At 42.1% G+C, this 15217-nt stretch carries 18 protein-coding genes; 5 read left to right on the forward strand and 13 right to left on the reverse strand.

Features of this window, described 5'->3' with window-relative positions; all coding sequences use genetic code 11:
• Positions 1 to 64 precede the first annotated feature (64 nt).
• The 3 genes from HWQ47_RS23790 to HWQ47_RS23800 are packed head-to-tail and all read left to right on the forward strand — an operon-like array spanning position 65 to position 453.
• Positions 65 to 190, forward strand: a complete 126-nt coding sequence (locus tag HWQ47_RS23790; RefSeq protein ID WP_269968457.1) for a hypothetical protein — start codon at positions 65 to 67, stop codon at positions 188 to 190.
• A 52-nt stretch (positions 191 to 242) separates the two neighbouring features.
• Positions 243 to 377 (forward strand): S46 family peptidase, encoded by a 135-nt coding sequence (locus HWQ47_RS23795; RefSeq protein ID WP_269971845.1) that lies wholly within the window; start codon positions 243 to 245, stop codon positions 375 to 377.
• Complete coding sequence (locus HWQ47_RS23800) at positions 322 to 453, forward strand: hypothetical protein (protein ID WP_269968458.1); 132 nt, start codon at positions 322 to 324, stop codon at positions 451 to 453. Before HWQ47_RS23795 ends, HWQ47_RS23800 begins: the two co-directional genes overlap by 56 nt.
• Positions 454 to 657: 204 nt before the next feature.
• Here the strand turns inward: HWQ47_RS23800 and rplI are convergent, their stop codons facing one another.
• The 4 genes from rplI to rpsF are packed head-to-tail and all read right to left on the reverse strand — an operon-like array spanning position 658 to position 2110.
• The gene (rplI, locus tag HWQ47_RS23805; protein ID WP_269968459.1) at positions 658 to 1110 is read right to left on the reverse strand and encodes a 50S ribosomal protein L9; all 453 of its coding nucleotides are present in this window, start codon (positions 1108 to 1110) and stop codon (positions 658 to 660) included.
• Positions 1111 to 1137: 27 nt separating this feature from the next.
• On the reverse strand, positions 1138 to 1365 hold the full coding sequence (gene rpsR / locus HWQ47_RS23810; protein WP_076415822.1) for a 30S ribosomal protein S18: 228 nt from the start codon (positions 1363 to 1365) through the stop codon (positions 1138 to 1140).
• 11 nt (positions 1366 to 1376) lie between these two features.
• Entirely contained in the window at positions 1377 to 1682 is a 306-nt protein-coding gene (gene priB, locus HWQ47_RS23815) for a primosomal replication protein N (RefSeq protein WP_269968460.1), read from the reverse strand.
• 8 nt (positions 1683 to 1690) lie between these two features.
• Positions 1691 to 2110, reverse strand: coding sequence for a 30S ribosomal protein S6 (gene rpsF / locus HWQ47_RS23820; RefSeq protein WP_269968461.1), 420 nt, complete (start codon positions 2108 to 2110; stop codon positions 1691 to 1693).
• Positions 2111 to 2433: 323 nt separating this feature from the next.
• Here rpsF and HWQ47_RS23825 point away from each other — a divergent pair, with 323 nt between their 5' ends.
• The gene (locus HWQ47_RS23825) at positions 2434 to 3186 is read left to right on the forward strand and encodes a DUF481 domain-containing protein (RefSeq protein ID WP_269968462.1); all 753 of its coding nucleotides are present in this window, start codon (positions 2434 to 2436) and stop codon (positions 3184 to 3186) included.
• A 136-nt stretch (positions 3187 to 3322) separates the two neighbouring features.
• Here HWQ47_RS23825 and HWQ47_RS23830 read toward each other — a convergent pair whose 3' ends face one another.
• Positions 3323 to 4354, reverse strand: a complete 1032-nt coding sequence (locus tag HWQ47_RS23830; protein WP_269968463.1) for a GGDEF domain-containing protein — start codon at positions 4352 to 4354, stop codon at positions 3323 to 3325.
• Between the two features lie 165 nt (positions 4355 to 4519).
• Between HWQ47_RS23830 and HWQ47_RS23835 the strand changes: the two genes are divergently transcribed.
• Complete coding sequence (locus tag HWQ47_RS23835; RefSeq protein ID WP_269968464.1) at positions 4520 to 5701, forward strand: linear amide C-N hydrolase; 1182 nt, start codon at positions 4520 to 4522, stop codon at positions 5699 to 5701.
• Between the two features lie 1303 nt (positions 5702 to 7004).
• Here the strand turns inward: HWQ47_RS23835 and rlmB are convergent.
• From rlmB to zapE, 8 genes are all read right to left on the reverse strand, one after another.
• Positions 7005 to 7745 carry a 23S rRNA (guanosine(2251)-2'-O)-methyltransferase RlmB gene (rlmB, locus tag HWQ47_RS23840; protein WP_269968465.1) on the reverse strand — a complete coding sequence of 247 codons (741 nt, stop codon included), beginning with the start codon at positions 7743 to 7745 and terminating at the stop codon, positions 7005 to 7007.
• Between the two features lie 16 nt (positions 7746 to 7761).
• Entirely contained in the window at positions 7762 to 10248 is a 2487-nt protein-coding gene (gene rnr, locus HWQ47_RS23845; protein WP_269968466.1) for a ribonuclease R, read from the reverse strand.
• A 60-nt stretch (positions 10249 to 10308) separates the two neighbouring features.
• Entirely contained in the window at positions 10309 to 10968 is a 660-nt protein-coding gene (locus HWQ47_RS23850) for a tetratricopeptide repeat protein (RefSeq protein ID WP_269968467.1), read from the reverse strand.
• Positions 10969 to 11282: 314 nt separating this feature from the next.
• Positions 11283 to 12578 (reverse strand): adenylosuccinate synthase, encoded by a 1296-nt coding sequence (locus HWQ47_RS23855; RefSeq protein ID WP_269968468.1) that lies wholly within the window; start codon positions 12576 to 12578, stop codon positions 11283 to 11285.
• A 66-nt stretch (positions 12579 to 12644) separates the two neighbouring features.
• The gene (locus HWQ47_RS23860) at positions 12645 to 12833 is read right to left on the reverse strand and encodes a DUF2065 domain-containing protein (RefSeq protein WP_269968469.1); all 189 of its coding nucleotides are present in this window, start codon (positions 12831 to 12833) and stop codon (positions 12645 to 12647) included.
• Positions 12834 to 12966: 133 nt separating this feature from the next.
• Positions 12967 to 13359: a 30S ribosomal protein S9 gene (rpsI, locus tag HWQ47_RS23865; RefSeq protein ID WP_269968470.1), complete on the reverse strand. Its 393-nt coding sequence runs from the start codon at positions 13357 to 13359 to the stop codon at positions 12967 to 12969.
• Positions 13360 to 13373: 14 nt separating this feature from the next.
• Entirely contained in the window at positions 13374 to 13805 is a 432-nt protein-coding gene (rplM, locus tag HWQ47_RS23870; RefSeq protein ID WP_013049718.1) for a 50S ribosomal protein L13, read from the reverse strand.
• Positions 13806 to 14066: 261 nt separating this feature from the next.
• Positions 14067 to 15173 carry a cell division protein ZapE gene (zapE, locus tag HWQ47_RS23875; RefSeq protein ID WP_269968471.1) on the reverse strand — a complete coding sequence of 369 codons (1107 nt, stop codon included), beginning with the start codon at positions 15171 to 15173 and terminating at the stop codon, positions 14067 to 14069.
• Positions 15174 to 15217: the final 44 nt, after the last annotated feature.

The following is a 15217-nucleotide window of genomic DNA, read 5'->3' on the forward strand; positions in this document are numbered from 1 at the left end:
ATCGGGTCAAATAAAAGGAACGCTTACGCTCCAATCCAAACAACAATTAAAATAAGGAAAAAACATGCGCAATGCATTGATCTCAGCAGTTCTGCTGTCTTCAGGTATAGTATTGGCATCAAGTACCGCATTGGCTGAGAGAGCCAAGACAACCTTATCAGATGCCACCTATTGCAGATTAACTCACTGAACGCGAAATGAAAATCCCGACCAAGCAACCTGCCGGTCTAACGCAGTATCCGATGAACCCTGTTGTTGGGCTCGGGTATTGTACCGCCAGTTTAGTATCCTCCCAAGGCTTAGTTGTCACAAACCATCACAGTGCCTATCGCTCAATTCAATTTAACAGTAAAAAAAGAACACAATTACATTGCTAATGGTTTTTTGGCCAGCAGTAAAGCACAAGAACCCTGCGCAGATCTAAATAAACATCTCCATAGCCAAACGACCTGAGAATGCTCGTTTCAGAGGCCTTGCGCGATTAGTTTGCCAAAAGCACTCAGAGTCGTTAACTTTCTTATACTGATTGGTTTCAACTCGTTACTCACCATATTTCAGGCATAAAAAAACACCGCCTAATTAGATTAGTGCGGTGTTTCCTCTTTAAACTTAGTGTTTTATATACCTAGGTATTAAACGCTTAGCTTTAAACTAATATTAAGCTTCTGCAACAACAGAAATTTTAACAGTAGTTTTAACTTCAGTGTGAACTTGAACTTCAACTTCGAATTCACCAGTAGTGCGTAAAGCACCTAGTGGAAGACGAACTTCGCTCTTAGCAAGTTCAACACCAGCAGCTGTAACTGCATCAGCGATATCACGGTTACCAATTGAACCGAATAGCTTACCTTCGTCACCAGCTTTAGAAGCGATAACAACACCTTCAAGTGCGTTGAGTTTCTCAGCGCGCTCGTTAGCAGCAGTAAGACCCGCAACTAACTTAGCTTCTAATTCAGCACGACGTGCTTCAAAGACTTCAGTGTTAGCAGCGTTAGCAACAACAGCTTTACCTTGTGGCAGAAGGAAGTTACGTGCGTAACCCGCTTTAACTGCAACTTGGTCACCTAGATTTCCTAGGTTTGCGATTTTATCAAGTAAAATAACGTTCATTATTAATTCCTCTAAATTATTGCAGTATTACTGATGTAAATCAGTGTACGGCAGTAGAGAAAGATAACGAGCACGCTTAATAGCGCGAGCTAGTTGACGTTGATATTTAGCATTTGTACCAGTGATACGACTTGGAACAATTTTACCACTTTCGGTAACATAATTCTTTAGAGTAACGATATCTTTGTAATCGATCTCAGTTACACCTTCTGCAGTAAAACGGCAGAACTTGCGACGACGGAAATAACGTGCCATGTGACAGTCTCCTAAGTTTTCAATTCGACATTTTCAGCATGTAATACCAAACGATTCTGACCATTTCGACTCTGTTGAAGAGCGATAAAACCTTGAACCTCGATATCCACACCGGCCTTCAGTTTATCTGCAACGCTTTCAAAGCGTTCGCCACTAAATATCACCTGTATCTGACAGTATACGTTTCTTAGCATTTCAGCTTCGAGACACTGAGATTTATGTTCCAACATGATCACACTATGTGCGATACCTGCTGGGCTATGAAAGCTTCTGGAACGCGTAATGGTTCCTGATAACACCAAATGGTTTATGGCCACAGAGAAACTTACTCGGCTGTGTTTTCAGCAGCTTCTGCAGTAACTTCTTCAGTTGCTTCAGCAGGCGTACGACGCTCACCTTCGCTTGAACGACGTGAATCACGTTCGTCTTTAGCTTTAGCCATTGGAGATGCTTCAGTGATAGCAGCTTTAGTACGCATAACCATGTTACGCAATACAGCGTCGTTGAAACGGAAAGCTGTCTCAAGTTCTTCAACTGACTCAGCAGTTGTTTCTACGTTCATAAGAACATAGTGAGCTTTATGCAGTTCGGTTATTGGGTAAGCCAGTTGACGACGACCCCAATCTTCTAAACGATGAATTTGACCGCCAGCTTGGGTAATTACACCCGTGTAACGTTCAATCATACCAGGTACTTGTTCACTCTGATCAGGGTGAACCAAAAATACGATTTCATAATGACGCATATTTTTGCTCCTTACGGTTATCTAGCCTCGTTGTTGGCTCAGTCAAACCAAATTGAGGCAAGGAACTAATTAAAGTGACTGATTTAAGCCGCGGAATCATACATAAGAAATCAGCGCTACTCAAGCTAATTTTTTAGATATACCCAAACAAGCTAAAAATGCTCGTTTCAGGGACTTTGCGCAAGTTCAATTCGAGGCGCAATGGCGTTGAAAATGCTGGCTTGGGTATATTCACTTTGCCGATAAGATGCATTGTAGGTATGATATTGGTACGAGAAAAATGCTCCTCCCGTATTAAAAGAATAATAGTAAGAATAACAATAATGTTTAAAACGATCGCAGTACTACTTTTTTTGACCTTTCCTATCACCTCTTGGGCCTTAGTGCCACCGGATTATCAAGAGCCACCAAGCGATTTTACTGCCGAAATTGAAGCAGGCTTTCAGCTAAACACGGGCAATACTGAATCCAGTAGTTTTAACGGTCGAACTAAATTGGTTTACGACACGGTCCAGACCAAACAAGAAGCGACATTTAAAGCTTACTTTGCAGCAGACGATGAAAAAACAACTTCAGAGAAATATGATATTCAACTTCAGTCTAACTACAAGTTAAACAGTGACTGGGGAGGATATGTATTTGGTCGAGGTGATTTCACTTCAGACAGATTTGGTAGTTACACCCAGATATCAACATTATCCACCGGTTATGGTTTCGATGCAATTTCAGACCTCAACACCAGCCTGAGCCTAGAAATTGGACCAGGTTACCGATATAACATGCCAATTGAAACCGAGTCAGAACCAGATCCTGAAGCTAATGCAGATATCATCGTACGAACCGCGGTTAAATTCGAGCAAAGACTACAAGAATATACCACTCTAAATGCCGACCTTACTGCCGAGACTGGCGAAGACAACAGCACACTCACACTGGATATGAACTACAAGAACACCCTATTTCAAGATTGGGCCTTCAAGATAGGTGTCAACATCAAGTACACCAACATTGTCCCAGAAGGTACCAAGCAGACTGACACCATCACCACATTCAACTTACTGTATACGTTCCAATAAAAGGTCTGATGTGCTAATAAATAGATATTAGACTTTAGATAAGTGTTCATAAATGATCAACTTATTTGGTCATATCACGGCTAAACAGAAAACAGAAAACAGAAAACAGAAAACAGAAATAGCAAACTACATCCGCTCAGTTAACTAACGCAAGCTTATTTTCTTCCAGTTCATCTTTATGAACGACCTGATTACGTCCCCGCTTTTTTGCACTATACATGCGATTATCAGCAATTTTAAGCAACTCAGATTGTTTCATATTATATTTATGCTTAGCTAAGCCACCGCTGATGGTGATAACGACACTTTGTCCATTACATTCAATAGGTTGCTGAGCTACGTTCTTTCTTATTTCCTCTGAAAAATACACAGCACGTTCAATATCAGTAGTATCTAACCAGATACAGAACTCCTCACCGCCAATACGAAACACTCTACTTTCATCGACTAATGTTTTTAAACAGTTAGCAACTAAAACAAGTACCTTATCTCCGATATCGTGACCATAGGTATCGTTGATGGATTTAAAATCATCAAGATCGAGTAACAGTAAATACTCTCCTTGATGATCACTAAAAACATCAGAAAATGCCAAACGGTTATTGGTCTGCGTGAGCGAGTCACTGTGTGCCAGCTTGATTAATGAGTCATGGGCGCTTGCTCTACTAAGTTCATAATAGTGTGAAACCGTCCAGATACAGATGTAACAAAATAGAAAATTTATCATCACAGGCTCGATATCAAACTCCCCAAGCAAGACGAGCTTGATGAAGAGGATCGTACCAATAGATAGGAAAACAAAAAGCGAAACCCGAAAAGCAAACCGTTTCCCAAGCAGAAGGTAGGAGATGATGGGAAAAGAAAAAGCCCAAACAAAGAGTGCATCAACTAACGGGAAGCTGTAGGTGCCAAATACAATCAAAAAGGCCAAAAATAGTAGATAAAAGTAAAGTTTGTTAACACTGTAATTGTTCTTTTTGCTGTTATTCCAGAAAATATCAAATGAGAAACCGGCAAAAATCAGTTCTAAAGTAGCAAAAGCGTAGGCTTGATGATAAATGGCATTAAAGATGGCAAATGAAATCGCCGCAATAAAGAGTGTAAAGCTCAATGAGCCGAGTACTTTTGATCTTATTTGATTGGTGAGATCGAGCCCGCTGTCATTCATGATTCCCTCCCTAAAAACATATCTTTTGAAATGATAATAACAATCATCCGTTAATGCAACAAGCTGTTAACCTTGAAATAATTAGCTAACATACACTTTTAATTGTTTGATTAACAATGCATAGTCGTTAAATAACATCTAAAAATAACTCCAAAAGGATATGGAATGTGCACTCGAATTTTTAATAGCTTGAACCTAGAGTTCCCCATGACCGGAAGAAACTTTGACTGGTTTAGCCCACTAACCACTTACCTATATAGAATCCCCAATAGCAAAGAGATACGCAAAGGCAGCTTAAAACAACAAGCTCACCCGATGGAATTCTCAACCCATGAGGTTTTCACCTGGCAGGCAAAATATTCCAGTATCGCCTCATTAGTAGGAAACGACGAGCTTGGATTAGGCAGTATTGATGGGATCAATAATCAAGGACTTGCCGTCAATGGTCTTGAAGATCTGTTTGCTTACTTTGAAGATAATGACAACATTATCGATGCGGGTAAAATAAAACCTCTCGCCCTGCTAAAAGCCATTGAGAAAGACCGCAAAGCATTCCTTGATCAGCTAGAAATAGGAGAAGATGCACAGCTACTGAGCTCTCTTCGCTGGGTACAGTTCACTTTAGATTGCTTTGATACTGTTAAAGCAGCAAGCAACTACTTCCGTGAAAATCCAGATCGACTCTATATCTATAGCGATGATGTGCCAGATGGATTAGACACAGTCACCAAGGCTAAGCTGCACTTGACTCTCTCAGATAGAGAGGGTAATTCTGCCATTATTGAACTGAGAGATGGCAAGTTTAAAATATACGAAAGCCCTGAGTACAATGTTGCAACGGTAAACCCAGGTTATGATATTCAATTGGAACTATTGAAACCATGGCAAAAAAAGTGGCAACAAGAGGTCCAAATACAAGACACCCTAGCTGGCTTCACCTTATTTGAAGTGCCTGGTGGTCCCGTATCCCAACAACGCTTTGCCCGCGCAGCTTACTATTATGAGTTTTCTCAGTCTGCCAGCAATCGCCAAAATGCCTTAGCTCAAACAAGAGCACTTATGGCTTCCACTGCAACGCCGCTCTGTTATAACTCGATGAAACACGCTACCGTTAAGGGACAGTCTTCAAATACGCAATGGTGCAGTGTCAGCGATCATGCAGCCTTGAGTTATCACCTTATAAGTACCTACACCATGGCACCAGTGTGGGTGAACTTTGATAGCCCAAGCGACGCCTGTGAGCGTCTCCTCATCCTTGAAAGAGACACTGATGGAGAAGCGATATCCAGCGCTCTCATGGGAGATGTACAACAACAGCTACGCCCCTGCAATAATCCCTTTATCTAACCCATAAACCATAAAATTGAGCTAACTTGCCTATACCAAGTTAGCTCGAATATCGGTTGTGATGTCATCGAATTGATTCACGGTAAGTTTGAAATCTTTTTTTGATCTTTCATTTCTTGCTTTACACGTTATGATGCGCCTCTCTTTATTGAAAGCCGCTAATAAGACAGATCCTAGGACGTTCGCCAGCTCACGGCTAGAGCGCAGCTAGGTTCTAGGTTCTAGGTTCTAGGTTCTAGGTTCTAGGTTCTAGGTTCTAGGTTCTAGGTTCTAGGTTCTAGGTTCTAGGTTCTAGGTTCTAGGTTCTAGGTTCTAGGTGGCATAAAACGCTAATATTGAAATATTTTCAATATAAATTCATCTATCTTGTCGGATAACAAGTTTCAAATATCTCTTTTAGTTGGGTTCATTGGACATATTTTGTATTTGAATGGTTTATGAGAAACCATGGCCCTAGATGTATTTATTGCTTGCAGCAAGCCAACGTGTAAAAACTTCTGGAACACGAGATTAGGTACTTGCTAGATAACAAACTTCAAATACCCTTTTATTGGGATCTTTGAACTAACTATATATTTAGCTAATTTATTGAGCCATCCATTGTTAAAGCAAGATGGTTCTCCTCACTTACCTTCACAATACCAGATAAACGAATAACAGTAAGACACTGATTTAATTAATTTAAATAGATATTATTTTGTATTTTATTCATTTTCAGTAAGTGGATACCCATAAAATTTAACCACTTAGATAATGAATTCGGAGACTCGGTATTTTTCAAGATAGTTACCACTTGAAAAACTAAATTCTTTCCATAATTTTAGCAGTCAAACAGAGCTATTCACCACGGAGGGCACGAACATCACGGAGAAGTGTGAAAACAAGTTACAACACTCATAAAGCTACTGATTAACAGGTGTAGAGCAGCTGCGAGCTTCCAAAACAGGGATGTTTTGGCAGAGCCTACAGGGATTGTACTTGCGGCAACTCGCAGATGTAGCTGCACATTAGCCCACGGCAGGTGGTAACTAACCATGCAGGAATGACCTTCAACAACCCTATTCAATTCTAAGTAAAATTGTAATTTCAACTGGAGACAATCACTTACAATAGATCCTGAAACCAGTTCAGGATGACGGCTGAAGAGTCAATAATTCAAATAAAAAACAAAGCCAATATACTCCCACAGGAAGCTAACATAAGTGTTCAGATACAAAAATGCCGATGAGGAGTAATCCACATCGGCATTCATCTAAGCTAAATCAAATCAAGCTAAAGAAAATTAGCCTAATCGAATTCGCGATTAACTTAGTCTCTGGCGTACAGCTTCAAACAAGCAAATCCCGCTCGCTACAGAGACGTTCAAGCTTGAAACAGATCCTGACATAGGGATTGATGCAATCGAATCACAACCTTCACGTGTTAGACGACGTAGGCCTTTATCTTCGGCGCCCATGGCTATCGCCAATGGTCCCTTAAGATCGGTTTTGTACAGGTCATTATCAGCTTCACCAGCCGCACCCACAATCCAAATACCTTTATCTTGTAGGCTCTTCATGGTGCGCGCTAAATTGGTCACTTGAAATAAAGGCACGACTTCAGCCGCGCCACACGCCACTTTACTCACTGTTGGCGTTAAGCCGACAGAGTTATCACGTGGCACTATCACACCGTGTGCACCGGCAGCATCAGCATTACGCAAACATGCACCTAAATTGTGCGGATCTGTCACGCCATCTAAAATAAGAAAGAAAGGCATGTCAGTTTTTTCAACTAGAGCAATAAGATCTTTCTCATTCAGTTGTTTAACTGGTTTTACTCTTACTAACACGCCTTGATGTTGTCCATTATCAGATTTTTCATCAAGGACTTTACGCGCAGATGTTTGCACCGAAACACCAAATTCTGCGGCGGTTTGAACTAGCGCAGTCAATCTTTGGTCATCACGACCAGCCTGCACCCACATTTCGATCACACGCTCTGGACTATGTTTTAATACAGCTTCAACAGCGTGGATCCCAAAAGTGATATCTTGTTTTTTCATCTATTTACTGTCTCTATTACTTACTTGCTTTGACTTTACTTTTGGCCGTGCTCTTTTTTGCTGAAGACTTTTTAGCCTTCGACTTCTTAGCTGCCGATTTTGTTTTAGCGCCAGACTTTTTAGCTCCACCGCTTTTACTTGTTTTGCCAGAATCTAGGCTATTTTCGCCTGAGCCTTTACTCGCACTGGTTTTTGAGCGAGAACCACGTCGTTTAGGCTTATCGCTCTTTTCCCCTTTGCCTAGCTTGGCGCCTTCTGCGTTAACACGCTCTCTGGCAGTCATCGGCTTCTTACCACGGCTTGGGCGTTTAGATTTACCCTCTTCGCCCGCCATCATCAATTCTATCTGGCGATCATCTAAGTTGACAGCTGCGACCTTAACGGTCACCGCATCGCCAAGTTGATAAATTTGACCTGAGGTTTCACCCACAAGACGCTGACGCATGTTGTCGTACTGATAGTAGTCACTGCCTAGGCTCGATATATGCACTAAGCCATCGATAAACAGTTTATCTAAACGAACGAACATACCGAAATGAGTCACTGAGGCGATCACAGCTTCAAACGTATCGCCGACGTGATCTTGCATAAACTCACATTTTAGCCAGTCACTAACATCACGAGTTGCTTCATCTGCACGGCGCTCAGTGGTTGAACACTCTACACCTAACAAATCTAACTCTTCAAGCTGATAGTTATAGCCACCACCTGGTGTCCACTTCTCTTTTCCTTCACCCGCCTCTTTCGCTAATAGATAGCGGATCACGCGATGTAGAATCAGATCAGGATAACGACGGATAGGCGAAGTAAAATGAGAATATGCTTCGAGTGCTAACCCAAAGTGACCTTCATTATCTGGAGTATACGTTGCCTGTTTCATGGATCTGAGCAACATGATCTGAATCAATTCAGCATCAGGCCTATCAGCAATCTTCTCCATAATCGCCTGATAATCTTTAGGCGTTGGCTCAAGCCCGCCATCCATCGTCAAACCACGCTCTTTAAGGAAATCTTTAAAGTTGGTGAGTTTCTGCTCCGATGGTGACTCATGCACTCGGTAAAGCACTTCACCTTTATGCTTCTTAACAAACTTAGCTGATGCCACGTTAGCTAAGATCATACACTCTTCAATGATCTTATGGGCTTGGTTGCGGTTGCTCGGCACTATGCTGTCGATCTTGCGATCCGCATTAAACACAAACTTAGTTTCAGTGGTTTCAAATGCAATAGCACCACGTTCAGCTCGAGTCTTATCTAAGGTAAGATATAAAGATTGCAGCGTCTGAAGGTGTGGCAATATCGGTTTAAGTTTATCACTCACCTCTCCACCTTCAAGCATATCAGCAACTTGAGTGTAAGTTAGCCGTGCATGAGAGTGCATCACCGCCGGATAAAACTTATAACCAGAGAGTTTACCGACAGCTGAGATAGTCATCTCGGCCACCATACATAGCCGATCAACCTCAGGCATCAATGAGCATAACCCGTTAGATATCTTCTCCGGCAGCATAGGGATCACTTGCGATGGAAAATAGACTGAATTACCACGAGCTCGCGCTTCTTTATCTAACGCAGATTCTGTACGCACATAATGGCTCACATCAGCGATAGCCACCCATAAACGCCAGCCGCCACTCTTTTTCTTTTCAGCATAAACTGCATCATCGAAATCTCGAGCATCTTCGCCATCTATGGTAACTAAGGGCAGTTTACGTAGGTCGATACGGCCTTTTTTATCATCTTCGGTCACTTCATCAGGGATCGCACGCAGTTTTTTCTCGATAAGGCTAGACCAGGTATGGGGCAGATCATAATTGCGCAATGCAATTTCAATCTCCATGCCAGGAGCCATCTGTTGACCGAGTACTTCAGTCACCTTACCCGCGGCTTTAACGTAACGCCCAGGTCGACGCGTCAGCTCAAGCACAACGATATCGCCCTGACGTGCACCATTTCGATCTTCATCTGGGATCAAGATCTCTTGAGTTATACGTCTGTCATCGGCAATAACAAATGCCATACCAGAGTCGAGGTGGAATCGGCCCACAAGCGCCGCAGCTCTTTGTTGAACCAAACGTACAATTCTGGCTTCGCGGCGTCCCTTGCGATCGACACCAGCTTTTTGCGCCAGCACTTTATCGCCGTGGAAGTACATCAACATGTCGCGGTTATTAATAAAGAGGTCGTCACCGCCCTCTTCCAACTTTAGGAAGCCGAAGCCATCTTTATGGCCTATGATGGTACCGGTTAACAGATCCATTCTCTCAGGTAAGCCATAAGCTTGACCACGGGTAAACACCAACTCACCGTCACGCTCCATCGCACGGAGTCGACGTCTTAATGCTTCAAGCTGTTCTTCACTTTCAAGCTTGAGTGCTGCGGCTATGCGTTCACGGTTAAGGGGTGATGTTTCAGAGCGCAAGTAATCTAAAATATACTCACGGCTAGGAATGGGGTTTTCATAGTTTTGCTGTTCACGCTTTAAATGCGGATCTTTGATCATTCAATATCTCAAATTTTTACCCAGAACTCTATCTAGGTCATACAAATTAAATTGTATTATTTATCGGGATTTCAGGTGCTGCAGCTTAATCCTGGCAACAATGCTAGGCGGTATTTTCTGTTCAAGCACCTTCAATAATTCGTAGGCTTCTTTCTTGGTTGCCTCATCGCTAAATATGTCGTTGTATAGCCACAGGTATCCCAGCTCAAAATCTCTGTAACTGCCATACCCTTCACCAAATAGTCTCACTAACAACATACGGGCAGGTAGATCACCGCTTGCCGCAGCAGGTAACACATACTGGACAGCTCGATTTTTGTCTTGGAATACAAATGTACCATGATAATAGTATTCAGCAATTCGCACCATCGCTTCGGCACTACCTTGTGCAACGGCGTCTCTCATTAACGCCATTCCCCTTGGAGGATTGGCTTTCACGCAAGTGCCATAATTCAACATTTCCCCCCAAAGATACTGATAAAGCGGCTGCTTAAGCACCTCAGCTCTCGCTTCAATATCTTGGACTAGCTGACAATCATCTTCCTTTACACGGGCCAGATATTGTTTGCTACGGATAAGCTCAATTAACTGCTCTTGGCTATAGATATCTACAGCTTGAGTTTCAGCTTGGCTAGACAAAGGAGCCACTAGTATCAGCAATATGATAAATGCAGAGCATGACAAATTTGCTATAGAACCTATCAACTTTTTTCTTAACATGGCTTACTCACAAAATATTTTTCTATATTAAGTGTAAGTAGCGATGAGATAAAACACTCTTGAACATTAAGTACTTTCTCTCATCAATACTTACCTTCCCTATCCATAATAGGTCATCGGCAGTATAGCCCATTTCTTAAGGGCGACTATATTTCTCTCTGTTAATATGTAGACATAACAATAACTAAGATTTATACCCTTCCTTGGTAAATCTTCATAAATGTTCCTGACATAACGAAGATTTATACCCTTCCCTGGTAAATCTCCATAAATGTTCCTGACATAAAAAGACCGCTTTCGCGGCCTCAATATCATTAACTAAACGGATTCACCAGAATCATGGTCTCGTTTCTATCCGGACCCGTTGAGATAATATCGATTGGCGTTTCGAGTAACTCTTCAAGACGCTTAATGTAGTTCAAAGCGGCTTGAGGCAGTTGTGCTAAAGAAGTCGCACCGAAAGTCACTTCGCTCCAACCTGGCATAGTTTCAAGTACAGGTGTCACCATCTCATAACCTTCGGCTGCAAGTGGCGTCACTGTAGCAATGCTACCATCTGGGTATTGATAACCAACACAAATCTTAACTTCTTTAAGACCATCTAATACATCTAGCTTGGTCAAGCAGAAGCCACTGATACTATTAATCTGTACTGCACGCTTCATTGCTACGGCGTCTAACCAACCTGGACGACGTTTACGACCAGTAGTTGCACCAAATTCGTGACCTTTGACACCGAGGTAATCACCAATTTCGTCTTTCAACTCTGTAGGGAAAGGACCAGCACCAACACGTGTGGTGTAAGCCTTCATGATACCTAAGACGTAGTCTAGATGACGTGGACCGAATCCAGAACCTGTCGCAACACCACCTGCAGTAGTATTTGAAGAGGTTACAAATGGATAAGTACCGTGGTCGATATCAAGCAATGTACCTTGTGCGCCTTCAAATAGAATTGGCTCACCAGCTTTACGTGCCTGATCCAGAAGTTCAGTAACATCAACACACATGCTCTTCAGGTAATCAGCGATAGCAAGCGCATCTTTCAATGTCTCTTCGTAATCGACGGCATCACAGTGATAGTATTGGGTTAGCATAAAGTTGTGATAAGACATCACCTCTTTTAGCTTCTCTGCAAATAGCTCTGCGTTAAACAGATCGCCAACACGAAGACCGCGGCGTGAAACCTTGTCTTCATAAGCAGGACCGATACCACGACCCGTTGTACCAATAGCTTTGTTACCGCGAGCTTTTTCACGGGCAACATCTAGAGCACAATGGAATGGAAGGATGAGTGGACATGCTTCAGAGATAAGTAGACGTTCCTCAACAGGAACTCCACGCTCTTTAAGCATATTGATCTCAGTCATCAGAGCGTCAGGTGCAAGCACCACACCATTACCAATAATGCATTTTACATTATCGCGTAAGATCCCTGATGGAATAAGATGAAGAACGGTTTTTTCGCCATCAATAACTAAAGTGTGACCCGCATTGTGGCCCCCTTGATATCGAACGACATATTTTGCCTGTTCGGTAAGTAGATCAACTATCTTACCCTTTCCTTCGTCACCCCATTGGGTGCCAAGAACTACGACGTTTTTGCCCATTATTTGCTGCACGGTAGTGGTTAAAACGGGATTTTAGCAGATCTATAGGGGCGGTAGGCAAGTCATTTATGAAAAAATAATCAACAAAACCACACCAGCGGTCACTAAACCACCACCCAAACGTTGTAGAAGCTGCTGATTTTGATTAGAAATATCTTTTAAATAGGCTTTCCAACGATTAGGAAACAAAAGTGGCCCTATACCTTCAATAATAAGCACGATCCCGAGTGCAAGCATGATTAACTGTAAAGACATAATAGTAAGTTCCTAATAGTGAACAGTCTGTATCGACTGCTGCATATTTTAGCCAAAACATTCACAATGATACAAATTACAGATAATAAAAAACCCAGCATAAGCTGGGTTTTTTGTATTCTGAAAGCGAAAATTAACGCTTAGAGAATTGTGGCTTCTTACGTGCTTTACGTAAACCAACTTTCTTACGCTCAACTTTACGAGCATCACGGGTAACAAAACCAGCAGCACGAAGTGAAGGACGTAGAGTTTCGTCAATTTCCATCAATGCACGGGTAATACCGTGACGAATTGCACCTGCTTGGCCAGTGTTACCACCGCCCTTTACAGTTACAATGATGTCTAGCTTGTCAGTCATTTCAACTAGCTCAAGTGGTTGACGAACAACCATACGAGAAGTTTCACGACCAAAATATTGATCAAGAGGAAGCTTGTTAACAGTAATGTTACCAGTTCCTACTTTCACGAATACGCGAGCTGTAGATGTTTTGCGACGGCCAGTGCCGTAGTACTGAGTTGCAGCCATTAGCTTAATCCCGTTTAGATATCAAGAACTTGAGGTTGTTGTGCAGCGTGGTTATGTTCTGTACCAGCGTAAACCTTAAGTTTACGGAACATGGCACGTCCTAAAGGACCTTTAGGTAACATACCCTTAACCGCTTTCTCGATAATCATTTCAGGCTTATGAGCTTGCAACTTTTCAAAAGTGATTTGCTTAATACCACCAATGAAACCCGAATGCGAGTAGTACACTTTGCCTTTCGCTTTATTACCAGTAACAGTAACTTTCTCAGCGTTAATAACGATGATGTAGTCACCGGTGTCAACATGTGGCGTATACTCTGGCTTGTGCTTACCACGTAAACGTGATGCAATTTCAGTAGCGATACGACCCAAAGTTTTACCTTCAGCGTCGACGACAAACCACTCGCGAGTGACTGTCTCTGGTGTAGCAGTAAAAGTAGTCTTCATTTTACAAAAACCCAATGTTAAAATTCTGTCTCAAATGCTCTACCAATTATTTGATAAAACACAAATAGTGCCATTCCCCACCCCTTCGAGCAAAGAATTAGGCTTTACAACATCCATCATATAGACGGAGTAACGAGGGCAGGTGGCGGATTATAGACAAAGCTGAGCTAAAAATCACCTAATTTTTACAATGTAAGTGATTTAAATCGATCTTTACTCCTATCTTACCAATAGGAGTGACTAATAATATCTTTGCTCAGTTTACGGCAGATGCTCTAAAGCCAGATAATCATGGGATTGCATCTCGGTTAATCGTGAGCGACAACGTCTGAATTCAAAGGTTAACAAACCTTGAATATAGATATCTTCAAGGGGGACTTCAGCAGAGAGAATAAGCTTGACATTGCGTTCATAAAACTCATCGACCATCGCCAAGAATCGACGTGAAATATCATCCCCAGTAAGCTTATCTCCCATCTGCTCAACACCACTGAGTAACACTGTATGGTAAAGACACGCCAACTCCATATAATCACGCTGGCTTCTAGGTCCATCACACAAGTCCCTGAAATTGATCAGTAATACACCTTGGGCTTGTTGTCTAATGGCAATATTTCGTCCATCAATATCGATATCCGTTCTTGATACTTCAGATTCTGGGGCTAATTTTTCAAAATAACTAAGCAAGTTTTTATCGGCTTGAACATCAAGGGGAAAATGATAGATCTCCGCTTGTTCTAAGGTACGTAATCGGTAATCGATGCCTGAATCAACATTCAACACTTGGCAATGTTTATTAATTAATGCGATAGCGGGAATAAAACGAGCACGCTGCAGACCATTGCGATATAACTCATCGGGAATAATATTCGAGGTGGCGACTAATGCCACTCCCTCTTTAAATAACGCTTGAAACAAGGTTCCCAGTAACATGGCATCGGTAATGTCAGACACAAAGAACTCATCAAAGCAGATCACCTGATATTTTTCTGACATCTGCTTAGCAATAACGAGCAGAGGATCCCTTTGCCCTTTTAAGTTATCGAGATCTAGATGCACCTGATGCATAAAACGATGAAAATGAGCCCTGAGCTTTTTATCTCCAGGAAGCGAATCATAGAAGGTATCCATCAAATAGGTTTTACCGCGTCCAACCCCTCCCCACAGATACAAGCCTTGAACCATTTGTGCTTTAGCACCGAGAAAAGAGAAAAGTTTAGTCAGGCCTGTCGGTTTACTGTTTAGCAGTTGGATCTCATCAAAAACCCGTTGCAGACTTTTTACAGCTTGCTCTTGGGCTGGATCATGGGAGAAATCATCACGGGTGAGGTCTTGCTGGTAATGTTGCCATGGCGTTAGATGGGGCACGTCTAATGATCTCTTCTATCTTAAAAATTCATCTAAATGGTATC

Origin of the sequence: Shewanella sp. MTB7 (genome assembly GCF_027571385.1) — a bacterium.
GTDB lineage: Bacteria > Pseudomonadota > Gammaproteobacteria > Enterobacterales > Shewanellaceae > Shewanella.